The following is a 24,063-nucleotide window of genomic DNA, read 5'->3' as shown; positions in this document are numbered from 1 at the left end:
TCTTTTGATTGTTTAACTATATTCCTCTACAAATGTCAGATTTTCTAACTACTCAGGGAACCGGTAAAATTCTCAAACCTCCCCCACTCGCTGAAAGAATGAAATGGCTCTCATCTTTGCGAAATTCACTCCTGCAAGAACACCACCAGCTTACAACGTGCATCGAACGCGAGTTGAATCGGCATCCCGTGGAAGTTCTGGCAACAGATATCCTTCCATCAATCGGTGCGATCCATTTTCTGGAGAAAAATGCTACGAAACTATTGCGGGATAAGAAGTTAGGTCGCGGCCCGCTTTGGTTGATGGGCACACGCACCACAATTTGCAGGCGACCGTGGGGAACAGTTGGCATCATTGGCACCTGGAATTACCCCATTTTTCTGAATCTGGTACCAATTCTTCAGGCACTGGTGGCAGGAAATCGAGTTCTGTGGAAACCTTCAGAACAGGCACCTGAAACCGCCAAAATGCTGATGGAATTTCTGTTGCAGGTGGGGATTTCAGAGCAAATGCTAACTATGTTTCCCGCGACAAGGGAAGCTGGGAAGACTTTGCTGGATCAAGAACTGGATTATCTGGTATTCACTGGTTCCCACCATGTGGGTAAATTAATTGCAAGGGAACTCGCACCTCGGCTCATCCCTTCCACTTTGGAATTATCGGGGTGCGATTGTCTGATCATCATGCCCGATGCCGACATCCCAATGGTTGTACAAGCAATTCGGTATAGCATGCTGCTCAATCACAGCCAGACCTGCATCGCCATCCGCAGGGTGCTGGTTCCCAGTAATCTGTTCGAACCGTTTCAGAAAGCAATTCAAGAAGAAATGCAAAATTTGCCAATATGTCATTTGCAAACGATGGAACAGGCTACAAAGATTAAAGATTTATTAGAGAATGCTCACACCCAAGGTGGGGAGATATTTCCTGGATACGTAGAATCAGACCCGCAAGAGGTACGTCCCAGCCTGATATTTCATGCCACACCAAAAATGCAGGTTTGTCAAGAACCTGCATTTGGCCCGGTGGCAGCGATCCTGAAATATGAACAACTTGAAGATATCCCCGGACTATTTCACGCAACCAGTTACAATTTAAGCACTTGCGTATTTTCTGCGCATCCGGAAGCTGAGAACAATCAAGCAATTGTGAGCCAATTGCAGACTGGAACAGTGATTTACAACGATGTCATCAATGCCACAGCCCACCCTGCGACACCATTTCCCGCTCGAGGTGCCAGTGGCTGGGGGGTGACCCAGGGTCCGGAAGGTCTGTTGGCCATGACTACTCCGCAAGTAACCGTGAAGGTAAAAGGAAAATTTCGCCCCCACTACGATCTTGATCGGTCCGAAGCCACTAGTATGATCCTAAATGGCATGTTGCAATGGAGTTACGCTCGTGGGCTATTTGCAAGAGTGCGTGGACTGGTGCGTCTCATTCGTGGCGTCTTACAAATGAAACCAAAGAAAAAATGACACAGAAGGGGAAAACCGCTACTTAAACACTTTGCAAATGTCATCCTGCTGCTGAACAGAACTATGAAAATTTTGGAAGTGATTCCGCTTGCCCTGCCTGAAATCCACCTGATCCGTTTCGCTCGATTCCGCGACCACCGTGGGTATTTCACGGAAAATATGAAGGCCAGCGATCTGGTTAATCAAGCCCCCCTCGAAATACTCCGCGGCTACCAGTTCCCACAAATTAATGAGAGTTTTTCACTGGCAGGCACCGTACGTGGGCTCCATTTTCAATGGAATCCATTTCAAGGGAAATTAGTTCGACCAATTTTTGGTCACTTGCTTGATTTTATTCTGGATATCAGACTCAATTCACCCAATTTCGGCAAAATCATCGGCTGTGATATGCCAAACAGTCCCGAACGAGATTATTCCGAGTGGATCTGGATTCCACCCGGATTTGCCCACGGTGCACTGTTTCCACAGGATTCGATGATCGAATATCTTTGTACCAGTGAATATAGTCCTGGGTGTGAAGGCTGCATCAGCCCACTTGCCAATGATCTTGATTGGACTTGGTGCGAGCCTGCGTTGCATTCGATTTATCAGGAAGTTTGCCACACTTCGGACAAACTGACGGAAAAAGACCGCAATGGCTGGACGTTGCAGCAATGGACCACGCAAAGCACTGCCCAGCAATTTACCTATCCGATGCCACCCACCACGTGTTAAGAGGTCTGGATGGATACTGATGTCGTTGTCGTTGGGGCGGGTATTGTAGGTCTGGCAACAGCTCTACACCTTTCCGTGGGTAATGGCTTGCAGGTTCATGTGATTGAAGCAGAACCACAAATCGCGCAGCACCAGACGGGACACAACAGCGGGGTAATTCATGCCGGGGTCTACTACAAACCTGGATCCGAAAAGGCATTGAATAGCGCCACGGGTCGGGAATTGATGTACCGATTCTGTCGTAACTTTGCCATTCCGCATGAACAATGTGGCAAACTGATTGTCGCCACCCATGAGCAGGAGCTTGCCGCACTGGAAATGCTTTATCAACGAACTCAGGCAAATGGTCTGAAACTGGTACGGCGCCTCAATCCGCAGCAAATTCTGGAAATTGAGCCATCTGTTTCAGGTATCGCTGGCCTCCACGTGGGGGAAACCGGAATTGTTGATTATCGTCTAGTAACAGATACTTTTGCAGATCTGATCAAGCAGAAAAACGGCTCTATTCAACTCAATACTACATTTATGGCCGCAGATAGCACCCCACTGGGTTTGCAGGTGGAAACTAACCGGGGAAAAATCTCTACGAAATATCTGGTAAACTGTGCGGGATTATTTTCTGATCGCGTGGCACAGAAATGTGGCGTGCAACCGGGCGTCCGGATCGTTCCATTTCGGGGCGAGTATTACGAACTAGCCCCCCGTGCACGTCACTTTGTGAAGAATTTGATTTACCCAGTGCCTGATCCCAAACTGCCCTTCCTGGGTGTGCATTTTACCCGGCGAATATCTGGAGAAATTGAAGCTGGACCAAATGCTGTGCTGGCTTTTGCCCGCAAAGGCTATCGCAAACAGAATTTCTCTGCCAGCGATATGTGGGATTTGCTGCGATATCGGGGATTCTGGAAAATGGCCGCAAAAAACTGGCACACAGGTATCCCAGAGTTAGTTCGATCATTCAGCCAGCGTTTGTTTGTCCGTGCCTTACAGAAACTTGTGCCTGCCGTTCGTTATCATGATATCATTCCCGCAGGTGCTGGTGTCCGCGCTCAGGCGGTCGATGATGAAGGAAAATTAATCGATGATTTTCGAATCATCAACGGCAAGAAGATGACCCACGTTCTGAATGCGCCATCTCCCGCAGCAACAGCATCGATCAGTATCGGTGCCACTATCGCAAAACAAGTATGCCGAGAAATGGGGTTATCATTTCAGGAATTGCCGATTTTGTAAATGTACCTGCTTTGTAGGCTAATTGGTAATCCCCTTGGTAATTCCCATAAAGACGTTTTCCAGATTCACATCTTCTTCTTTGAACATCTGTAACGTAAATTTTTCAGCGATCAATGCTGTGGGAATCTCAAACCCTTCCTTCACCCCTTCTTTCAGAATGGTTTTGATGATGGAACCATCTTTGATCAGTTCAACAGATTCTACAAATGCCATTCCAGAAATCACTTTCGCCGCTCGTTCGTTATTCTGGGCACCCACCGATATCAGGTAGATTAACTTGGGCCGCACCTGAGCAATAGCGCTTTCCACATCGCCATTGAACAGCAGTTTCCCACGTTCAATAATGCCGATTTTATTACAGATATCGGAAAGTTCCGGCAGAATATGGCTGGAAACCATGATGGTTTTCTTCATGTTCCGCAGTTCTTTCAGTAGTTCACGCATCTCGATCCGGGCACGTGGGTCCAGACCGCTCGCAGGCTCATCCAACAGCAACACCTGTGGTTCGTGCAGTAACACACGGGCCAATCCCAACCGTTGAGTCATCCCACGCGAAAGACTGGTAACCAGAGCGTCTTTTTTGTACCCAAGATCAACCAGATCCAGTACCTCATTCACCTTGGCGCGTCTGCCGGGCCCCTGGATGCGGTAAGCTGCCGCAAAAAACTCCAGATACTCCGTTACTTTCATATCATCGTAGACACCGAAGAAATCTGGCATGTACCCAATCGCTCGGCGGATCTCTTTCGAAGAATTGTAAATGGAATACCCACAAACAGTGGCTTCACCCCAACTGGGGTTCAGTAGCGTTGCCAGGATTCGCATCGTGGTGGTTTTGCCCGCACCGTTGGGACCAATAAAGCCATAGACATCTCCTGGTTCCAGACGCAAAGTCAATCGTTCCAGAGCAAACAAATCACCATATTTTTTTGTTAAGTCGTTGGTTTCAATCATTTGTGGTTACTCGGCCGTTTGTTGCGTTCGTGGTTGAATTGGAATAAACACACGAATGTACGTTTCCTGTCGAACTTCTGGTGGCTCTGCGACCACTCTCAATGCTCCATTCTGCATTTCGCGAAGTACCACTCGGGATGGTGCATCGGCAGAGAGCAAATTGTCGGTTTCCTGCAGCAGCTGATTTGGGATTCGCAGCACCAACACCGCCGATTCCTTGTGGTTCTTGCCGATCCGCCAGGATTGATCCAAATGTCGAAGATTGGCATTTCTGATCCGCTCTTCCCACTTGGAAGTCCTGCTTTTGGAAGCATCAGCAAACAATACCGACCAAAGCCGGTTGCTGGGGTCCATCGGGGTCACTTTTCGATTCAACAATCCATTGTCGTTGGGATTGGACCCCTGGCGTACTTTACTTGCTAATTCGGGATAACGATCAACCGAATTCAGCCATACTCTTACCTGGTTTGTCGAACTTCCATTAAGCACGATCTGTTGTGGGACCCCGAATGGTAACGAACTCAGATCGTAAACCACATCATTCCAGAGCAACGCAACTTCGGAATACTGATGAGTTGGTAAATTGCTGGTGATGCTACCTGCAATTACATTTGGATCCGCGGTATGGTGAAGATCTGCTGTGATGAGTGGTTTATTGCTGTCTATTCGGCCATTCCAGCGGCTTGTAAAGCCTTTTGTCGACCAGACCTGGATAGGCACATCGCGCAATTCATCCGCGTAAACTTTGGTGGAGGCTCCATTTTCTTGATAGTCGCCCACATGGTAGTAGTACTCATTGGCTAAGATACCGTTCCCAGCACCACTTCGGCTGGTCTGGGCAAACCAATTGATATTGGTACTCAGTTGTTGCTCGGTATCTGGTAATACCCACTGGAACTGGTTTGTCTGACCATTATTTGGCTCGGTGGTAATTGAATAATTATTTTTGACTGGACTGTAGAGTGTAAACCAGGTCTGGCCTTCAACTCGCTGATGAACCAGATCGATATCTACCAGATCGATCTTATTAATCCGAAGCTGATCACCTTTGTTGGTGCGGGCCACTAGATAAACAGTGGCGCTGATAACCACTACCAACAAAGGCATGGTAATCCAGGTGATCTCCATACGCTTGAATAATCGCCTCAGAATCAGATACTCAACAGGACCCATCAACAAAATGAACAGGAAAATCAGACCAGCTACCCAACTGAATGAAATCGTGGGAATCTTTTCGAAATAATCCAGATTGGTATTGAGTGAAGCAGCATCAAAATTAAAATTATCTGAGAAGGCACCAGATGTTTCCGCCACGTCAGGCATTAAGACACCGCCTTCCTGAACCACGTTCTCCCATACTTTCTGACGTTCAGATTCTTTGCAGGCAGTAAAGGCTTCTCCATCAAGATCAAAACCGATAACCGAAACTTTACCAGAGCCGAAACTTCCCTGATAGGCATACTTCTGGCTGCTATCGTTGAGCGAAACAATCAATGGCGAGACCAAAGCGCTCTTTTTTATACCAAGTTCAACAATGCCAAATTGCTTCCCAGGTGTCTGCAGGAAACCTTGTCGCTGAAAGCCAGTAGAGTTTTCCCAGTTCAACGAAAGCGTATTGACCATCTTTCTGGTGGTGGGATTGATCGTTACTGGTAACATCCCCACCAATTCAGGAATCTGAAACAACCTTTCCGGGTGGGAGCCAACGGAAAGGACTACTTTACCCCCACGTGCCACCCATTCGGCGAGTGCCTGTCGACGTAAAGTATGTTCAGGCAAGGCAATTTTCTGCCAGAAATCAGCATTACTGCCCGTACCAACTACCAACACGTCAAACGCATCGTAACCGAACCAGCGATCCGGAAGTTGCCCCACTTCGGTGAGTGAGGCAGTAGCCACCCAGCCATTGCGGGACCGGACTGTTTCCGTAGTACTTTCGCCAGAAGTCGGGAAAACAACATCCGCAGCACTGAAGCCAATGGTACCCACAATGTAACGGAAATTCGGCTGAGGGCTGGCAGAAATTTTCATGCCAGAGCCAAAATTGGTGCCACTATTTTTGCCCGTGACGCTTGCTGTAACACTGACTTGTTCTCCACCAGGCTTCAGGTAGGCCAGTCTGGTCAGCTCATTTGCTGAAATTACCTGCCCTTTCGTCATTGGTGGCAGCTCAATGGTGCCATAAGTTAATGCTTCCTCACCATCAATTGTTCCAACAGTGATCAGAATCGGCTCTTCCGTATCTCGCAGACAGGTGATGTCAACCGAGACGGGGGCCCATTGTCCAATACGAAAAACCATTCCTGTGGGAGAATTCCCTGATTGAAAGCCAATTCTCAGATTCGTTAACTGAACGCGTTCCCGAAACTGCCCCCAACTGATCTGTGGAGAAAGGCAGAAGAAAAAGAAGGCAGCGATTCCAATGAATAAACGAGTATTTATCAAGGTTTTTCTCCGGAACCACATACGCACGGAATTGTTTGGCAGGCTGGGCACCCTTGACCATATTTTGCAGTAATTGCAGCCTGCAGATCAACTTCGGCGATGTTTGCCAGAGTTGCCAGCCACGCAAACACATCTGCAAATTCGGCAGCAACAGATTCCCGTGGGTGGTTCCCACGCAAAGCTTCGGCGAGTTCGCCGATTTCTTCCATCAGCCACATGAATGTCCCACTAACCCCACGTGCATGGTCTTTGTGACCGAAGGTATCTTCAATTAACCGCTGAAATTCGACAATCTTCATGTAGGACTGTTCTGCAAAAACAGAATTTTATGGTGCTGTGCAGCAATTGGCCCAGAAAAGCTGCCTATTGCAAGTGAATCGTGAAACTACGTCTGAAACTGGCTATTAGTTCACACCGAAACCTGTGGTTGGACATGGGTTCTCGCCTGAAACGAATTGCTATTGCAAACTTTACAACTCTTTCGGTACAATCCTTTGGATAGGAAGTTGCCAAATGAATTGGTAACGTTTTCCGGACGGGAAGGAACCCAATGCCGGCAGCACTGCTACAACCATCAATCGATCTTCGCCCCGGCCAATCGCTGACTGTGGCCACCCCTCACGTTACGGTGGGGATCATCAACTACTGTCAATGGCGGCATGTGGGACAACTGTTGAACCAACTGGGTGCCTGCGAAGATGCGGAATTGCTGGTGTTGGATAATGCCTCCCCTCCACCAGATGAGAAAATCCTCATCGATATCGAGCCAACTAACGCCACAGTTTACCAAAGCAGCGTCAACGGTGGCTACGCCTGGGCTGCCAATCAGATCATTCAACGATCCAACAGTAACTGGGTGCTGCTGTTAAACCCAGACACAGAAGTTACGCCGGGATTTATCGATTCACTCGTTCAGTTATGCAAAGAATTGGAATCAGAATCGAATATTGGCATCGTTGGTCTGCAACTTCGGGATTTCGATGGCAAAGTGCAGCCATCTACAGGAAACTTTCCCACGCTTGGCAGTCTCATCTCACGAATGGTGCTGCCAAGGCATTTGCGTAAAGGAAATCGCATCAGCAGTGGCAATCGAACCCCTACCAACTGGGTTTCGGGGTGTGGGATGCTGATCCGCAAAGAATGTTGGCAATCAGTCGGCGGCTGCGATGATCGCTTTTTTCTGTATTACGAAGACACCGATTTCTGCAAACGTGCCAGCGAGTATGGGTGGGATATTTGCTATGAACCAGGACTGGCAGTATATCACCTGAAACCACTGCACCGTCGACCTGTTCCTCCACCTTTGCGTTTGATCGTGCGTCATGGCTTGATCCGATATGCCAGCAAACATTGGTGGGTGATCAGTTTCTGGATGCTGCTGGCCATTATCTGGGCAGAATCGACGGTACGTTATGTGCGAGCCAGCTTGAAATTTCAGCCACTAGCAGGCTATTTTCGTTTAATGGGAAAACTCACCAATCTGTTCTTTGTGGGTGATCAGCTCCAAATCGAACAGTTGATTAAAAAATCTTCATTAGAATTGGCTCAGTGTCCCGGTCGGGAGGATTGTTGAGTGGTTCCTCTCAGTGTGGTGATTCCCTCATATCGACGTGCCGATCTTTTGCAGGACTGCCTGGAAAGTGTCTGCTCTTACGCACCCCACGGAACTGAGATCATCGTTGTGGATGACGGCTCTAAAAATGGCATCATTTCCAGTGTTGCAAAGATGTTTGCGTCGGTTCAAGTTGTGCGTAACGCGGTCTCACTTGGATTTTGTGGTGCGGTGAATCGGGGCATTAGTGCAGCACAAGGCACAATTATCGAACTATTAAACGACGATACGATTGTCACCCCAGGGTGGGCTGATTCTGCTCTGTCAGAATTCACTGATCCTGCAATTGGCTGTGTCGCACCGCTTGTTTTGATTCGTGGGAACTCGAGGCAGGATCGAGTTCAGATCGACAGTGCTGGTGATCACTACCACCTGGGCGGTTTTGCTCGTAAGCGCTTTCATCGCAAGTTACTGAAAGAAAAGAACTTACAACGGGAAATTGTTTTTGGCGCCAGTGCATCATCTGCGTTTTACCGTGCGGATCTGTTACGTCTGGTGGGGGGATTTCCAGAGTTATTTCAGGCCTACTTTGAAGATGTTGATGTGTCGTGGCGAATTCGCAATGCTGGATGGAAAACGCTCTTTACCCCACACAGCGTGGTATGGCACCATGTCCATGGCAGTTATCAGGAACGCCCTGAACTGGTAGAACAACAATCGCGGAATGAAGAGCGAGTCTGGTGGCGCAATGTGCCGAACAAACGTCGCCATGCGTTGGCACACTTGATGACGCTGGCTGGAAAATCATTCCGACGATTGTCCGAAGGAAATTTCCGCCCGTTCCTGCGTGGCCGAATGCAGGCCTGGCGTGAATTGATCTGTAACACCAGTTTCGACAACTAATTCCCACAGCAATGTGGTAAACCATGTATTCTCCGCAAACCCGTTCCAATACTGCTCTTGCAATAATTCTGATTGCGTCGGTAACCATTATCCGCCTGCTTTACCTGTACCTCTGGTGCCCATACGACATGGCACCAGACGAGGCACATTATTGGGATTGGTCGCGTCATCTCGACTGGAGTTATTACAGCAAAGGACCCCTCATCGCCTGGATCATTCGTGCAGCCATCGAATTTTTTCAATTAGTAAATATCCAAACTGCCAGTTTGATGCCAGTTATCCGCACCCCTGCAGTGCTGTTGGGTGCGATGACCCTGTGGGGCATTTACCTGTTGGTAAGAAATACCACAAACGATGCCAGACTGGCTTTGATTGGTGTTGGTGTAAGCCTGACACTGCCACCATTTCACATGGCCTCAATTATCATGACCATCGATTCTCCCTACCTTTGCTGCTGGACCTGGGCAACTGTCTGTGGTTGGGATGCTGTGCAGACGGGTCGTTATCGATCCTACATTGGGGCTGGCATTTTTCTGTGCTTGGGAATTCTGGCGAAATACACAATGTTTTTGTGGTTGGTTTCGTTTGGAATATTTCTGATCCTTACTCCACAGTACCGTGGGATTCTTTTTTCGCGAAAATTATGGTTACTGGTTGCAATCGGCGGGCTCAGTGGGTTGCCAATTCTCTGGTGGAACAGCCAACACGATTGGGTTTCATTCAAACATGTAGCAGTTCAGGCCGCAGGAGATACGCAGAAAACAAAAACGAGTTTTCGCTGGTATGGCCCATTCGTTTATTTTGGCACCCAGATGGGCGTGATGCTGGTTTATTGGTTCGCCATGTGGTTGATTGGCATCTGGCGTGCAAGAACCGTGCACAGAAATTTGGTCAGCCAGCAATATCTGATCTGGCTATCCGTTCCAACATTTCTGGTATTTGGAATTGCCAGTTTCCGTTCGGCTGGGCAGGTGAATTGGCCCGCAGCCACCTACATATCGGGTATCGTGCTGGCTTTCATATCGTTGCCATACGTGCTGAATCTTTCTCCACGGTGGCTGAGGATACTGTTCCGAATCGATCTGTTACTGGTACTGGCATTAGGCGGCATTGGAAGCATTCTGTTATATAACACAAAACTCATACACCCCATCTTGATGCCTTGGGTGCCGGTAGATTCCGCAATAAACCCCACGCCCATCCGAAAGTTCGATCCTGCCTGCCGATTAAAGGGCTGGCATGGCCTTGCCCAGCAAGTAGATATCATTCGTGAGGATATTCTCACACAAACTGGGGAACCACCACTGATTGCTGGTACCAACTGGACCATTCCAGGCCAGTTGGGGATTTATTGTTCAGAACACCCCACGGTTTATAGCGTGGGGATTCCTTTTGGAGATCGGCATAGCCAGTACGATCATTGGATGCCAAATCCGATTGCCAATCCCGAACAATTCGCAGGAAAAACTTTCATTATTGTGGGCATTGGTGTACTGGAACCAATACTGAAAACAGCTTTTGATAGCGTTGAAAAGCCTGTCGTTTACGAATACATGGAATCGGGTCGTCGCGTGGTTGTCTGGCAGATTTACGTCTGTAAAGGTTATCGGCGCTTCCCAAAACTGAAATCCGACAAATACTAATTCATTAATTAGAATTAATTCATTTTTACTTCCTTCTTGTTTGCTTTGGTTAGTAACAGCACGAAAAAGTTGTTTGACCCTCGTCCAGTCGTCCATGATAATGAAAGTTCTTGTTTTGCCAGAGGTTCACCATGCTGCGTTTTATCGTCGTTACCACTTTCGTTAGTTTTGGGTGGTGTTTCAGCACATCAGCACAAGAACCAATGATCCGTGGGAAAACAATTTCCGAGTGGATAGTAGAGCTGAAAGAGGGAAAAACACCTAACCAGAGACTTGTTGCGGCGATCATTCTGGCACTGGACGAAAAGAAAGATGCCAAAGTATTAGAGGCTTTCCAGGTATCGCTTGCCAACGAAACAACACCTGTAGTTCGCCTGCGAGTGGTAGGATTAGTGAAAAACTTCAAGCAGGAACATATCCAGAAACTGGTCGCACCCTTAGCAGATACGATGCTTACAGACAAATCGCCTGAAGTTCGGGCAATGGCTGCTGAGGCATTAGGCAAAGGTGGGGAAAAAGCCCAGCCCGCGCTGCCTTCCTTAATCAAAGCACTTGATGATCCCGAAGCCAAAGTACGTGCGGCTGCTGCGACTTCTTTAGGTCAGGTGGGGGTCAGTGCGGTCAGTATTCTGCCAAACTTGAATGCTTTGTTGAAAGATAAAGATCCCACCGTTCGCCTGGCTGCTGCATTTACTCTGGGTCGACTTGGTAATGGAGCAATCCCATCCGTTGGCAATTTAGGTGAAGTCTTGCTAAACGATGCTGAGAAAAATGTGCGAAAAGAAGCAGCCCGTTCCATTATGCTGTTAGGTCGTATGGCAAACTCTGCAGTCCCCACACTTGCGAAGGCTTTGTTGAAGGATGAATCTGTGGAAGTCCGTACGCAGATTGTACTTGCGCTAGAAAAGATGGGTTCTGATGTACTGCCTGCGGTGCCGGCACTTTTGGAGACCATCGAGAAAGATGCTGATCGCACGGTACGTGCGTTTGCAGTGCATTCTCTCGCACGCAGTCTGGGAGCTGATTTGAATAATCACCTGGATTTTCTCGGAGAAAGGCTGGTAAAAGATACCGAAGGTGAAGTGCGGCTTGCGATCGTCTCTGAACTGGGTGCATTGGGTCCAGCAGCAGAATCCGCTTTGCCAGACATCCGCAAGGCAGAATCGGACCTTCAATTGAATGTTCGTGAGGCAGCAAAATTAGCCATTCGCAGGATCACCATGCCGATACCAAAAGAAGAACCAAAGCCGGATCCTGAAAAATGATGAAATAACTTTCACATTTTGTGGCAGGCACCAACCATTTCAGACCATGCATGATAACCCAGCGATGCAATACAATCAGGCAGATTGTGCACAAATGTTGAGCAGTGCTGGGGTTGGTAAAAATTCGATGTTCCCACCTGAACTGCGGATGCACCTGCCAAACCGTACTCCATAATATCGTCGATACTGGCTATTCCACCTACAGCAATAATCGGTATCACGTTCGCACGTGCGACTTCCCAAACCAACTTTAAAATGATTGGCTTGATTGCCGGACCACTTAACCCACCAGTTTTGTTGCCCAAAACTGGCTTTTTCTGCCGCCAGTTGATCGCCATTGCAGGAAAAGTATTCGCAATTGAAACCGCATCCGCACCACCATCCGCTACGGCACGGCTGATTTCAACAATGTTTGCCACCAAAGGGGATAACTTGGCAATGAGTGGGATCTCAGTCACTGCACGGCATTCTTCGACAATTGTCCTTGCCAGCAAAGGATTTACGGCAAAATCAATCCCCCCACTGACATTGGGACAGGAGAGGTTGAGCTCTAAGGCAGTAATCCCAGAATATCCTGATAGTCGCTTACACATCAGAACGAATTCATTTTGTGTTTTGCCAGCGATATTTACCACAATAGCAGTGGGGAGATTTAAAAGATAAGGCAGATGGTTCTCCAGAAAATACTCAAGGCCGTCGTTATCCAGCCCAATAGCGTTCAGCAGCCCACTCGGGGTTTCTAAAGTACGTGGAGGTGGGTTGCCAATCCGAGGTTCTACAGTAATTGTTTTGGGAATGATCCCGCCTAACTGCGAAAAATCGACCGTACCTTCCAGCTCTTTGGCATAACCAAATGTGCCGGAAGCTGTTAAAATGGGGTTGTTGAAGGCAATACGCCCCAGCCTGGTATCGAGAGCAATCATCATTGTTTTTCGCAGTGCCGACCGTGGGAACCTTCGGCGTGCCTCTTGGCTTCAGAAATGGTTATGGTAAGACAATTTTATGGCAGGAATAGATCTGAAGTCGTTGTGCATCATCGGGTGCTGGCTCGTTTTTGGTTCGAACCAGAACATATCTGCCCAGCCACCAGCACCTTTGCAAAAGCTCCAGCAATCAGTCAGGCAGATTGTAGAGAAATCTCAACCGGCAATCGCGACTGTCCTGGTTTCTCGTTCGAAAGCATATACCCGATATGACCAGGGACCTTCTACCGCCGAACCTGGAAAACTCGGCGGCTTTCAACTACCAGCAGATTTTGCCACAAAGTTAGAAATTGAAAAAAGATCGTTGATTAAACTGGATTTGTCCCACCCACTGAACATTCCAGAAAACTACGGTGGGGGTATTCTGCTGGATGATTCTGGCCTGGTACTGACTACCTACCACGTAATTGAAGGTGCGACAAGGTTATACGTCCAGTTCAGTGAGACAATCGGCGGTAGTTACGCAGATATTTACGCGGCAGACAAGCGAGCCGATCTGGCTGTGCTGAAACTGCTGCACCCGCCCAAAAATCTCCAGTCCATCAAGCTATCCAGTGCCACCGAATTTTCCAAAGGTGATCTGATTATTTCGCTCTGCTCCCCTGTCCGGCCCAATTTCCGCCAACTTGGGCCGGATGTCACGTGGGGAATCATTAGCAATCTGCGGAAACGCACCTCCGGACCGGTAGATGAAATTAAGCGAAATAAGCCGCTGGCTCAGTACGACACTCTCATTCAAACAGACTTCAGAACGAACACCACCTGTTCAGGTGGGGCAATTTTCGACCTGAACGGGAAACTGATTGCGATATCCACCGCCCAGCCAGGTGAACCGGTGGATTTCCAACCTTCTTATGCCATCCCACTGAACCGCAATACGAAACGCATTGTTGACGTGCTGTTACAGGGAAAAGAAGTGGAATACGGTTTTTTAGGTGTGTCAATAAACGTAGAAGACCGACGCCAGCAACTTCGAAATGGGATTCTGGTAAGTGATTGCCTGCCGAACACACCCGCTTATCGTGCAGGTATTCGAGGCGGGGAATGGATAACAACCATCGATCGCGAACCTATTCGAGATCATGACGATCTTTTTTTGAACATTGGCGCAGCCCTTGCTGGAAATGTGGTAACCATTGAAACCAGCACGATTCGGGGGACAAAGAGAACTGTCGAAGTACGCCTGACGAAAGCAGGCCACCGTGAGCCATTTATCGCCCAGAATCGTCCCCATCCGGTATTTGGGATGTTGATCGACTACGCCAGCATCCTGAACATTAATTCCAATTTACCAGAGGGAGTGGTGCTGAAAGAAGTTGTGCCCGACAGCCCTGCTGCAAAGAAATTCCAGGGACTGATGGAACAGCAACAGGTAGTGATCATCGAGGTCAATGGCAAATCAATCAAACAGCCCAGTGATTTCTATCAGGCATGCCGTGAACAGGAAAAATTAGAAATCACCATCATTTCTGCAACGAACAATTGGGCTGCAACGCGGCAAACCATATCATTGCCTTAAGATTAGTGACCACAATTGACTGCTGTAGTCAATTATTTATTTCGATTCTGGAATCTTCGGAAATCACAATGCTGCTTTGTCATAATGTTTATTTCAGTTTGCTGGAACGCAGTCCGGAGAACGTCGCTGCGCTGATTCAAGCCTGCGAGAAATATCTGACCATTCAACCGGGTATCGTTGCATTTTTCTGCGGTGGGTTGGATCATGATTTACGACGCGAAGTGAACGATCTTGATTTTGATGTGGCCTTGCACATCGTCTTTCTTGACCGTGCCGCACACGATGCCTACCAGGTTGACCCAACCCATAATCAGTTCATCAGCGAAAATAAAGCAACCTGGAAAAAAGTTAGAGTTTTTGATTCTCTGGTCCGACAAATGAAGCCTACAGCATCTTTAACCGTTGAATGAGAATTACCCATGGCAGGGCGACCGCATATGTTCGATATGATGATGATCCCACCCGGAACGAATATTCCTTCCGTGGTAAACATGATCGTGGAAATTCCGAAAGGCAAACGGAATAAGTTTGAACTGGATAAGAACACGGGAATGATCAAACTGGATCGTTATCTGTATTCATCTTCGGTTTATCCTGGTGATTACGGCTTTATCCCCCAGACACTTGCAGCCGATGGTGACCCATTGGACATTCTGGTGATGGTTAATGAACCCACCTTCAGCGGCTGCCTGATCGAAGCCCGTGTGGTGGGGATGTTTCGCATGAAAGATAAGGGTTTTGATGACTTTAAAGTGCTTGGGGTACCCAATGCTGACCCGCTTTTTGGTCACGTGAAAGTACTGGAAGATGTCCCACCTCACTTTCTGCGTGAAGTGGAGCACTTTTTTGGCACCTACAAGCAACTTGAAGGCGCCATTACTGAGTCTCTTGGTTGGGATGGTGCCGCTGAAGCAACACGCGAAGTTCGAAGCTCTGTCGAGCGTTTTCGCTCTTCACTGGGCAATGTCATCTCCTCAGAATAACGCCTGCTTTCTGCTGGATCACCCATTGCCTATCTGTTATGATGGTGAAGTGAGAACCCACCGAAATCAAGCATGAGATTTTCTTCATTTTACCTGTTATTTCTTGCCGGATCTGCAATCGGTGCTGATTCACCGTCATTCATCAATGAAGTAATGCCGGTACTCAGCCGTTCAGGTTGCAATATGGGTGCTTGCCACGGCAATCTGAATGGCAAAGGTGGGTTCAAATTATCACTGCGTGGTGAAGACTCGGCTTTTGATCACGAACGTCTGACGCGGGAACATTTCGGCCGACGAATTAACATCTTTCAACCGGAAACCAGCATTATTCTTCAAAAAGCAGTGGGGCTGATTGCTCACGAAGGTGGGCCTCGCTTTTCTGTAGAATCTCCTGAGTATCAGATTTTGGCCGACTGGATTCGACACGGTGCCACATTCGATTCAAAATCAGCACCGAAAATTGTGGCTTTGGATGTCCGTCCGCGGCTCATCATCAAGTTCGAAGCCGATCAGGAAATGCCTCAATTATTGGTCACAGGCAGGTTTTCTGATGGGACAGTACGCAATCTAACGCACCTGTGCAACTACGATCTTGCCGAAGAAGGGATTGTTGCAGTTGCTCAGGATGGGAAATTGCAGCGACTCTCTTTGGGAGAAACCACAATTGCTGTCCGCTTTCAACAGTTTCAGTTACCAATTGTTGTCGCCATTGCACCGAACCGTACGGATTATCAACCCCCTGCAGCAAATCCTCCCCACCCTATTGATGCCTTGATTCAGCAACAGCTCCACCTGAGACGGATCACGCCTGCTCCTTTGGCTGATGATGCCATTTTCTTACGTCGGAGTTATCTCGATTTACTGGGTATATTGCCAACACCATCTGAAGCAAAAGCTTTTCTGGAACAGAAGGATACGGAAAAACGCACCAAGTTAATCGATGAATTGCTGAAAAGACCGGAACTTGCCCACCATTGGGCACAAAAATGGTCTGATCTGTTACGGAACGAAGAAAAAGCGCTTGATGCCAAAGGGGTTAAAGTTTTTTACGAATGGATCCGTTCTCAGATTGCAGGCGATCAGCCTTTGAATGAGTTCGCTGCTGCTATCGTTTCAGCGCGGGGCAGCAGTTATCAGCGTCCAGAAACAAACCTGTACCGCTCACTTCGCGATCCCTACTCTCGTGCTGAAGCAGTAGCACAAGTATTTCTTGGAGTACGTATTGGCTGTGCCAAATGTCATAATCATCCATTTGATCAGTGGACTCAGCAGGATTACCACCAGTTTGCCGCTACTTTCAGTCAGATTGACTACCGAGTACTCTCGAATAATCGCAAAGATCAGCTTGATCAGCATGAATTTTCTGGCGAACAGCAGATTTTTGTCAATCTGAAATTATCGATGCCGAATCCAAAAGGTGGTTTAAGCCTTCAACCTCGGTTGCTGGGTGAAATGGAAGCACTTGCAGCAAACAGTGATTATCTGGGCCAATTGGGCAATTGGCTTTCTAATCCTCAGAATCAGTTTTTTGCCCGCGCCCAGGCCAACAGAATCTGGTACCATTTGTTCGGCAAAGGACTTGTTGAACCGAATGATGATTTTCGCGCATCGAACCCGCCAGTCAATGAACCCTTACTGAATTTTCTGGCCACAGAGTTTCGCAAACATCATTTTCGATTGAAACCAATCCTACGTCTAATCATGACATCAGATGCTTACCAGCGTCGCTCCAGTGAAGAAACGGAACATGCAGATGAGCGACATTTTTCTCGCATGATGGTGCGGCCATTTCAGGCAGAAGTTCTCCACGATGCGGTCGCCCAAATGCTCGGCACCAAACCTAAAATTGCTGGTTATCCGGTAGGTATGCGTGCAGGTGAGTTACCCGCCTTACCTGCGGTAGCGCGGGGTAAAACTGCTGATGCCAGCAGTCGATTCCTGAAAACCTTCGGGAAACCGGAGCGGCTTTTGACCTGTGATTGTGAACGGAATGATGACCCAGGGGTACTGCAATCTTTTCAATTGCTCAACGGTGATTTGCTGCAAAGCCTGCTGACCGAACCAGATAATCGCTTAGCAGGCTACTTACCTGTCAGCTCACCATCACAAATTGCCGCTTCTATTGAAGATCTTTACTGGTGGGGCTTCACCCGCAGGCCATCTCATGCAGAACTGAACAAGTTGGTTGACTATGTTCTACGCAGCACAGATCGACGGGCTGCATTTGAAGATATTGCCTGGAGTATGATCAACGCGAAAGAGTTTTTGTTAAAACGTTGAAAAGGGATCGAACATGCGCCATTTTCTGAATCGCCGAAGGCTATTGCAGGTTTCCTGTGCGTCAGTTGCGGGACTGGCAATACCTTCAATTGCCCAGAGTGCGTCGAAAATTGCAGCCGCCAAACATGTGATCTATCTGCATCAGTTTGGTGGGCCCAGTTCGCACGAAGCATTTGATATGAAACCCGATGCTCCCGAAGAGATACGAGGTAGTTTCAAGCCAATTGCCTCTCGTGTTCCCGGCATGCAGGTGTGCGAACTTCTTCCCGATGTCGCAAAAATTGCCCACCACCTGACGGTAATTCGATGCATGCAGCACCGGATGAAAAACCACAACTCAGCCACCTATTACAGTTTGACAGGTTTCCCTCCTCCTGTGGATGATATCAGGCTGCGCGATACCCTCGAACTATTCCCCGCCTTCGGAAGTGTGGTAGACCGTTTCGCGCCTGCCAGCAACGGTATGCCCACCTTTGTATCGTTTCCATATACCTTGCGGGACGGCTCGGTAACACCGGGACAGCACGCCAGTTTCCTGGGAAAGTCTCACAATCCCTTTTTCTTTACAAATGATCCAAATAGTGCCGAGTTTCGCCTGCCGGAACTGACACTGCCTGACAGTATTTCGCTCGAGCGACTGAATAATCGCAAGCAATTGGTGGACATGATTGATCGGCAAACGAATCTCATGGAACAGACTGCGATTGCTCGTGGGCTGGATGAGTCGTTTCACAAAGCACTGTCAATGTTGAGCACAAATAAGTTTCGACAAGCGTTCGACCTGAATGCTGAAAGTAAAAAGACTCGCGACCGCTATGGACGCACCACCTATGGCCAGAGTTGCCTGCTGGCCCGCCGACTCATTGAAGCGGGAGCCAAGTTTATCAATGTGTATCTCTCCAGTTCTATTGGTGGCACCAGAAACGGCTGGGATCAGCACGGGTTTCGAGGTCAACCAGCAGATCCGGTGCTGAAAGAATGGCTGCTGCCTATCACAAATCAAACTTTATCGGCATTGATCTCCGATCTACATGAACGTGGATTATTGAAAGATACCCTTGTGCTGTGGATGGGCGAATTCGGTCGTTCACCCAAGATCAACCCCGCTGCAGGTCGAGATCACTGGCCGCAATGCTATACCGCTGTCATGGCCGGAGGTGGCATTAAAGGGGGACATATATACGGCGCATCGGATAAAATTGGAGCATATCCTACAGTGGGGCAAGCAAGGCCTGAAGATATTTCTGCAACAATCTATCATCAGTTAGGGATTGATCCCGAAACGGAAATGCGGGACAGCCTGAATCGTCCCATCCCCATATCACGTGGCAATGTGATCAACGAACTGATCGCTTAATTCACACAGTAAACAGTTGGATTGTCCCACTGCCTCCTGCTGCCAGCAGACGACCATCACCAGGAGACCAGCTCAAGTGTGAAACCAACTCAGGAAAGGGCTGTTGTGCAACCAGCTTCCCCTGCTGGTGGGGGTACCACAAGCCAATGACACCCTGTTCATCCCCAGATGCCACTAATGGTGCGCGATACTGTGCTGCCAAGGCGGAAACCATTGATTGGTGGAGGTCACCCAAAACAGGATTTTTTCCGGCAGGGCCATCACCACTGCAGTCCCACATGACTACTTTATCCCCACCATCAGTGATGAGAAATTTACTATCCGGACTCCAGACGGTGCGGGTAACTTTGGTCATGTATCCAGTCATTTCCAGCGATTTGCCATCTTTCACAAACCAGAAATGCACACTGCTATCCTGTCCACCACCAGCCAATAGTTTGCCATCCGGCGACCAACCCAGCGACAAGATGGAATTGGCCCATGGGAAAGGTTTGCCTACAGGTTCCCCAGTGGGCGAGAAAAACAGAATCCCGCCATAACTGGCCATGGCGAGTTTCTTTGCACTGTAGGGCTCTACCACAACAGCAGATATCGTGGCTGGTGCATCATGTTCGATTATCAGTTTGCCATCCCGTTGCCAGAATTGCAGATATTTGCCTGAACTGGTGACCAGAATCTTCCCTTTCGCAGACCAGCACACCTGCGTGACCCAGCTCGATTTGGTTTTGAATTCCTGAACGAGTTCTCCAGTTTGGGTATTCCAGATTCGTGCTTTCCCATCCTGACCAGCACTTGCCAACAATGCCTCTGTGGGGTGCCATGCAAGGGCCATCGTACCAAACTGGTGCCCCGCCAACCGGTGCACTAGCTTGCCACGATTTACATCAAAGAGGCTGATCGGCCCGCTAACTTCCGCACAAGCAACCGATAAGCCATTCGCAGACCAGCAGGAATCGATAATATGATCGCTCAAGGTCGCCTCCCACCGCAGAGTGGGATTGGGCGAACCAGTTAGTTTTACCACGTATCACCTCACTTCATTATTTCAAATCGATACAAAAGCATGAATAGTTAATTTCAGTCAAGTCAACGATGAAATCCACCTTGCCCGCCCACCTGATCGAATTGCTGGACAACAGTTTGCATGGTCTCGAAAATCACGATCATTCGGGCGAACTTCGCCATTTCGCGAAAACGCTTTATCAGGCAGCATATCAGTTTCGCTTCCAATATCGTACTGCCGACGATAATCGGCTGGAACATGAACTCATCGTATTAGAGAATGCCATTCGCATCGGCCTGAAGGTGGGAGCGAATCTGGAATCCCCCACGCCACGAACGGTGGGCGATTTCCAGGTGCTGATCATCAGTGCGTTGTTACATGATTTACGCTTTATCCGCCGTATTACAGAGCAAGATCTCAGATACGTCAAAGAACACGGATCAGATTCCGAATATCAGAAGTTGGTTATGGAACGCTCGCAACAACGTCTCTCCCACATGCGTGGGAGTGCGGCTGATGCAAAAATCGTGCTGAAAACACTCGCATACCCATTAGAACAACAGGTCATTCGCCAAAGCATCGGCTACATCCACCTGCACGATTTGTGGAAAACAGGGGTGCCCTACCCCCTTGCCAGCGATGGCTTAGCTGTTTGTTTTTTTGAAGCGGATGCATTGTGGCCTCTTCACCCACATTACGGACCTTTGGCCGACCTTGAACGCCAGGGAATTCCCGCACCTGATTTCGACCAACTACGACAGCAAGCAATTGAAAACTACCACTTACAACTGTGTGCGGGCCGAAAATTGTTTGAGCACACTGCTGAACAATTCCAGGACGACAAAACAATCATCAGAACGTCAGAGGGCCAACGAATCCTGCGCGAATATTGCACATACTGGGGCATTATTTAACTTGACAGCTATATAACTAACAATCTATTAAATCACAAGTGCTTATTTTTCAAGAGTAAGCGAACAATTGCAAAAGCAGGTCGACTCACACTTTGCGCTACTCTGTGCTGTTGAAGTACGCTTTTTGAACCAGATTACTGCTGTGCTACCAATTCAAGTCAGATTCGGTGTACAAAGTAAAGCCTCTTTCCACCAACACGTTGGTGGCTGTTTCATGGTCGTCCACATGGATGGCCAGCGCAGTGCCTTCTTCCGGTCCCACACCAATCAGTAGTGGGTAAACATAGTGGATGCTCAACTCTCGGGAAAGCAACGCTTTGCAGATGGTTGCCAGCGGCTGACTGGTCGCGGGTAATTTCACCACCAGCAAATCGCTTTCGGTGAACATCATCCCTGCTTTTTCAAAAATTTCGATCGCACGTTCTGGATCACTCAGTACCAGGCGAATGATGGCACAATCTGCGGAGTCAACCACAGTCAGGGATACAATTTTAACCGTGGTGCTCTCAAAACGCCGCACCAGGTCCATCATTGCCCCAATGCGGTTGGCCATAAAAACATTAAATTGTCGGACGCTCGGCCAGTCTCGCCCACGGGCAACGTTCACGTCCGGACCGTAACTATCACCAAAACTCATGTATCGTTCTCATTCGCTTTCATGCATTTTCCTAGAAAGGGGCAATTCCATCAACTGCCAAATCAAAAGAATGCCACATTTTTTCAGAATCAACCACAAATGAACTTTTTAAAACGAATTACTGTCAGTCAGCTTTCTGACAATTCCAACAATGCGGGGTGGTATGATGGCGAATACAGAATTGAAACAGGTGGTCCTCTATCAGCACGGCATTGGTTGCTTCGTGCGACAAGCTGCTGTAACCGATGATCAGACATTACAACTCCCGTGCCGCACCGTTGATTTGTCCGATATTCTGAAATCGTTGACGGTGGTAGACTTTCACGGTGGGACAATTCGCGAGATTTCTTACGATTCCAGCCGACGTACCGAAGAGCTGTTAAACCAGTTTCCTTTCCATGTATCCCGTACCAATGCAATTAAAGAACTACTGCCCCAGCTCCAAGGCACGCGGATTCTCGTGATGCAAGCTGGCATGCCATCGGTGGACGGGATTTTACTGGGTGTTGATCAGAGTCAGGTACTTTCGGGCGAAAATAAAGTCAATGTTACTGAAATTTCACTACTGACCGATGATGGCTTGCTTCACCTGTATGACCTGCAAAGTTGCGAAATTTGCATCACAGATGCTGGTTTAAAGGAGAAACTGCAGCAATATCTTGGATTATTGGAGGCAGCCCGAAGCAAAGACACAGCCAGAATCTCAATTTTCGCCAGCGGCAGAGGGGATCGAAAACTGCAGATCAGTTACCAGATGGCGGCCCCCACCTGGAAAGCGACTTATCGCGTGCTGTTGCATCCAGTTAATCCCCCACTGCTGCAGGGGTGGGGAATCGTCGATAACACTTTTGATGAAAACTGGGACAATATTCAACTGACGCTTGTCTCCGGTTTACCAATTACTTTTACCCACGATCTGGTGACGCCTAGATACATTGAGCGGCCAGACATACCCGTTGAAAATTCAACTGGAATCAAACCACCCGTGCTGGAACAGGGCTTTGATCGGCAGTCCGTTGTAGGGAAGGCTCGGAAAATGGCTCGTGTAATTCTTGCCGGCCCTGGGGCTGCATCCCAAATGGATGAACTCACAGCAGAACTCACAGCAGAGAGTAGTGTCGAAGTCAATGTTGAGAACCAACAATCAGGAGATCTGTTTGAATATCAGATTGTCGATCCAGTGACGATTCCAAAGCACCAATCTGCGTTGGTGCCGATCCTGAAGCAATCATTTGATGGTGAATCGGTGCTGTTCTACCAAAAAAATGCTTCCAATAAACATCCCATGCGGTGCGTGCGTTTACACAACACCACCGGGTTCGATCTGGAAGGTGGGCCGATCACCATCTATCGGGAAGGCCAGTATGCAGGGGAGGCAATGCTACCTCGCATGAAGAAAAATGACAGTCGCCTGGTTGCCTACGCAGTAGAACTAGGGATCACGATCACCGATCAACTAGGCAGCACCAAAGATAAGATCCAACAGATACGCGTCAGACATGGGGTGATTCATGTTACCACCATCAATACTTCGCTGGTGAATTACACGATGCGTTGTCAAGCAGATGCAGAACAGAAAATGATTCTGGAACATCCCAAACCAGGTAAAAAATGGAAATTATCTGATCCGGCAGCCGCATTCGAAGAAACCGAAAATGCGTGGCGTTTTCAACTGACCACCCCTGCCCTGGGCGATTTCAGCTTCAGTGTGCAGTGTTATCAACCAGTTGTACAGCAATATCAGATTGCGAAACTCGACGAAAAACAAATCTGGTCCTGGCTTGGAACCAATGTGTGCGATGAAGACACAACTTCGAAATTGAAAGCCGTTTTCAAGCTTCGCTCTGAAATCGCCACATTCAATTTGGAAAAAAAACAAATCGAAGCTGAAAAAGAATCTATTGTTGCTCAACAGCAATGCCTGCGTGAAAACCTGAAAGTAGTGGGTGAAAAAGCATCCGAAAATGTCCTACGACAGCGATATATTTCTACACTGATGACCCAGGAAGATCGATTATTAGAAATTGCCCAGCAAACCATTGCATTTGATGCAAAAATCGCAGATCAGAATCAACGTCTCGAAAATTTAATGAATGACTTATCATTTTTCCATACCACGAATTAAGTAAATCGATTTCACTCACCAGATTCATCCAATAATCGTGCAGTGAAAGAAAAATTTCGTTACAATCTGGTCATTGAC

The 24,063-nt window shown here is 48.2% G+C and carries 20 protein-coding genes; 14 read left to right on the top strand and 6 right to left on the bottom strand.

Translation table 11 applies throughout. From position 1 onward, the window contains the following. The first annotated feature begins 32 nt into the window (after nt 1-32). From R3B84_05385 to lhgO, 3 genes are all read left to right on the top strand, one after another. Nucleotides 33-1,475 (top strand): aldehyde dehydrogenase family protein, encoded by a 1,443-nt coding sequence (locus R3B84_05385; GenBank protein MEZ6139986.1) that lies wholly within the window; start codon nt 33-35, stop codon nt 1,473-1,475. A 63-nt stretch (nt 1,476-1,538) separates the two neighbouring features. After that, nucleotides 1,539-2,189 (top strand): dTDP-4-dehydrorhamnose 3,5-epimerase family protein, encoded by a 651-nt coding sequence (locus R3B84_05380; protein MEZ6139985.1) that lies wholly within the window; start codon nt 1,539-1,541, stop codon nt 2,187-2,189. 9 nt (nt 2,190-2,198) lie between these two features. Further along, nucleotides 2,199-3,422 carry an L-2-hydroxyglutarate oxidase gene (gene lhgO / locus R3B84_05375; protein MEZ6139984.1) on the top strand — a complete coding sequence of 408 codons (1,224 nt, stop codon included), beginning with the start codon at nt 2,199-2,201 and terminating at the stop codon, nt 3,420-3,422. 18 nt (nt 3,423-3,440) lie between these two features. Here lhgO and R3B84_05370 read toward each other — a convergent pair whose 3' ends face one another. Genes R3B84_05370 through R3B84_05360 form a run of 3 tightly spaced genes read right to left on the bottom strand, consistent with a single transcriptional unit; the run spans nt 3,441 to nt 7,120 of the window. Next, nucleotides 3,441-4,376, bottom strand: coding sequence for an ABC transporter ATP-binding protein (locus R3B84_05370; GenBank protein MEZ6139983.1), 936 nt, complete (start codon nt 4,374-4,376; stop codon nt 3,441-3,443). Between the two features lie 6 nt (nt 4,377-4,382). Continuing rightward, nucleotides 4,383-6,821: a hypothetical protein gene (locus R3B84_05365; GenBank protein ID MEZ6139982.1), complete on the bottom strand. Its 2,439-nt coding sequence runs from the start codon at nt 6,819-6,821 to the stop codon at nt 4,383-4,385. Next, entirely contained in the window at nt 6,818-7,120 is a 303-nt protein-coding gene (locus R3B84_05360) for a MazG nucleotide pyrophosphohydrolase domain-containing protein (protein ID MEZ6139981.1), read from the bottom strand. Before R3B84_05360 ends, R3B84_05365 begins: the two co-directional genes overlap by 4 nt. A 251-nt stretch (nt 7,121-7,371) precedes the next feature. Between R3B84_05360 and R3B84_05355 the strand changes: the two genes are divergently transcribed. The 4 genes from R3B84_05355 to R3B84_05340 all read left to right on the top strand — a co-directional run bounded on the left by R3B84_05355 (nt 7,372) and on the right by R3B84_05340 (nt 12,184). Continuing rightward, a complete protein-coding gene (locus R3B84_05355; protein ID MEZ6139980.1) occupies nt 7,372-8,394 on the top strand; it encodes a glycosyltransferase family 2 protein in 1,023 nt (340 codons plus the stop codon). Then, complete coding sequence (locus tag R3B84_05350; GenBank protein ID MEZ6139979.1) at nt 8,395-9,276, top strand: glycosyltransferase family 2 protein; 882 nt, start codon at nt 8,395-8,397, stop codon at nt 9,274-9,276. It begins immediately after the preceding gene. A 23-nt stretch (nt 9,277-9,299) separates the two neighbouring features. Next, entirely contained in the window at nt 9,300-10,919 is a 1,620-nt protein-coding gene (locus R3B84_05345) for a glycosyltransferase family 39 protein (protein ID MEZ6139978.1), read from the top strand. A gap of 131 nt (nt 10,920-11,050) precedes the next feature. Next, nucleotides 11,051-12,184 carry a HEAT repeat domain-containing protein gene (locus R3B84_05340; GenBank protein ID MEZ6139977.1) on the top strand — a complete coding sequence of 378 codons (1,134 nt, stop codon included), beginning with the start codon at nt 11,051-11,053 and terminating at the stop codon, nt 12,182-12,184. Nucleotides 12,185-12,195: 11 nt separating this feature from the next. Here R3B84_05340 and R3B84_05335 read toward each other — a convergent pair whose 3' ends face one another. Then, nucleotides 12,196-13,110 carry a dihydroorotate dehydrogenase gene (locus R3B84_05335; protein ID MEZ6139976.1) on the bottom strand — a complete coding sequence of 305 codons (915 nt, stop codon included), beginning with the start codon at nt 13,108-13,110 and terminating at the stop codon, nt 12,196-12,198. Nucleotides 13,111-13,186: 76 nt separating this feature from the next. Here R3B84_05335 and R3B84_05330 point away from each other — a divergent pair, with 76 nt between their 5' ends. From R3B84_05330 to R3B84_05310, 5 genes are all read left to right on the top strand, one after another. Continuing rightward, nucleotides 13,187-14,686 carry a trypsin-like peptidase domain-containing protein gene (locus tag R3B84_05330; GenBank protein ID MEZ6139975.1) on the top strand — a complete coding sequence of 500 codons (1,500 nt, stop codon included), beginning with the start codon at nt 13,187-13,189 and terminating at the stop codon, nt 14,684-14,686. A gap of 68 nt (nt 14,687-14,754) precedes the next feature. Further along, on the top strand, nt 14,755-15,096 hold the full coding sequence (locus tag R3B84_05325; protein MEZ6139974.1) for a Dabb family protein: 342 nt from the start codon (nt 14,755-14,757) through the stop codon (nt 15,094-15,096). Between the two features lie 9 nt (nt 15,097-15,105). Next, nucleotides 15,106-15,669, top strand: coding sequence for an inorganic diphosphatase (locus R3B84_05320; protein ID MEZ6139973.1), 564 nt, complete (start codon nt 15,106-15,108; stop codon nt 15,667-15,669). A gap of 72 nt (nt 15,670-15,741) precedes the next feature. Further along, nucleotides 15,742-17,949: a DUF1549 and DUF1553 domain-containing protein gene (locus tag R3B84_05315; GenBank protein MEZ6139972.1), complete on the top strand. Its 2,208-nt coding sequence runs from the start codon at nt 15,742-15,744 to the stop codon at nt 17,947-17,949. 13 nt (nt 17,950-17,962) lie between these two features. Then, nucleotides 17,963-19,306: a DUF1501 domain-containing protein gene (locus R3B84_05310; GenBank protein MEZ6139971.1), complete on the top strand. Its 1,344-nt coding sequence runs from the start codon at nt 17,963-17,965 to the stop codon at nt 19,304-19,306. A gap of 1 nt (nt 19,307) precedes the next feature. Here the strand turns inward: R3B84_05310 and R3B84_05305 are convergent, their stop codons facing one another. Beyond that, complete coding sequence (locus tag R3B84_05305; protein ID MEZ6139970.1) at nt 19,308-20,279, bottom strand: WD40 repeat domain-containing protein; 972 nt, start codon at nt 20,277-20,279, stop codon at nt 19,308-19,310. A 119-nt stretch (nt 20,280-20,398) separates the two neighbouring features. Between R3B84_05305 and R3B84_05300 the strand changes: the two genes are divergently transcribed. Then, on the top strand, nt 20,399-21,223 hold the full coding sequence (locus tag R3B84_05300) for a hypothetical protein (GenBank protein ID MEZ6139969.1): 825 nt from the start codon (nt 20,399-20,401) through the stop codon (nt 21,221-21,223). Between the two features lie 145 nt (nt 21,224-21,368). Here R3B84_05300 and R3B84_05295 read toward each other — a convergent pair whose 3' ends face one another. Then, nucleotides 21,369-21,860, bottom strand: coding sequence for an acetolactate synthase (locus tag R3B84_05295; GenBank protein ID MEZ6139968.1), 492 nt, complete (start codon nt 21,858-21,860; stop codon nt 21,369-21,371). 163 nt (nt 21,861-22,023) lie between these two features. Here R3B84_05295 and R3B84_05290 point away from each other — a divergent pair, with 163 nt between their 5' ends. Beyond that, entirely contained in the window at nt 22,024-23,985 is a 1,962-nt protein-coding gene (locus R3B84_05290) for a hypothetical protein (protein MEZ6139967.1), read from the top strand. Nucleotides 23,986-24,063 lie beyond the last annotated feature (78 nt).

The sequence above is a fragment of the Zavarzinella sp. genome (genome assembly GCA_041399155.1).
GTDB lineage: Bacteria > Planctomycetota > Planctomycetia > Gemmatales > Gemmataceae > JAWKTI01.
Note: the sequence above shows the minus strand (reverse complement) of the source record. Positions and strands in the feature narration are given on the sequence as shown.

Excerpts from the sequence above, each read along its gene's own strand:
- R3B84_05385 (MEZ6139986.1), top strand. The coding sequence starts at position 33 with ATGTCAGATTTTCTAACTACTCAGGGAACCGGTAAAATTCTCAAACCT.
- R3B84_05380 (MEZ6139985.1), top strand. The coding sequence starts at position 1,539 with ATGAAAATTTTGGAAGTGATTCCGCTTGCCCTGCCTGAAATCCACCTG.
- lhgO (MEZ6139984.1), top strand. The coding sequence starts at position 2,199 with ATGGATACTGATGTCGTTGTCGTTGGGGCGGGTATTGTAGGTCTGGCA.
- R3B84_05370 (MEZ6139983.1), bottom strand. The coding sequence starts at position 4,376 with ATGATTGAAACCAACGACTTAACAAAAAAATATGGTGATTTGTTTGCT.
- R3B84_05360 (MEZ6139981.1), bottom strand. The coding sequence starts at position 7,120 with ATGAAGATTGTCGAATTTCAGCGGTTAATTGAAGATACCTTCGGTCAC.
- R3B84_05355 (MEZ6139980.1), top strand. The coding sequence starts at position 7,372 with ATGCCGGCAGCACTGCTACAACCATCAATCGATCTTCGCCCCGGCCAA.
- R3B84_05345 (MEZ6139978.1), top strand. The coding sequence starts at position 9,300 with ATGTATTCTCCGCAAACCCGTTCCAATACTGCTCTTGCAATAATTCTG.
- R3B84_05340 (MEZ6139977.1), top strand. The coding sequence starts at position 11,051 with ATGCTGCGTTTTATCGTCGTTACCACTTTCGTTAGTTTTGGGTGGTGT.
- R3B84_05335 (MEZ6139976.1), bottom strand. The coding sequence starts at position 13,110 with ATGATGATTGCTCTCGATACCAGGCTGGGGCGTATTGCCTTCAACAAC.
- R3B84_05330 (MEZ6139975.1), top strand. The coding sequence starts at position 13,187 with ATGGCAGGAATAGATCTGAAGTCGTTGTGCATCATCGGGTGCTGGCTC.
- R3B84_05325 (MEZ6139974.1), top strand. The coding sequence starts at position 14,755 with ATGCTGCTTTGTCATAATGTTTATTTCAGTTTGCTGGAACGCAGTCCG.
- R3B84_05320 (MEZ6139973.1), top strand. The coding sequence starts at position 15,106 with ATGGCAGGGCGACCGCATATGTTCGATATGATGATGATCCCACCCGGA.
- R3B84_05315 (MEZ6139972.1), top strand. The coding sequence starts at position 15,742 with ATGAGATTTTCTTCATTTTACCTGTTATTTCTTGCCGGATCTGCAATC.
- R3B84_05310 (MEZ6139971.1), top strand. The coding sequence starts at position 17,963 with ATGCGCCATTTTCTGAATCGCCGAAGGCTATTGCAGGTTTCCTGTGCG.
- R3B84_05300 (MEZ6139969.1), top strand. The coding sequence starts at position 20,399 with ATGAAATCCACCTTGCCCGCCCACCTGATCGAATTGCTGGACAACAGT.
- R3B84_05295 (MEZ6139968.1), bottom strand. The coding sequence starts at position 21,860 with ATGAGTTTTGGTGATAGTTACGGTCCGGACGTGAACGTTGCCCGTGGG.
- R3B84_05290 (MEZ6139967.1), top strand. The coding sequence starts at position 22,024 with ATGATGGCGAATACAGAATTGAAACAGGTGGTCCTCTATCAGCACGGC.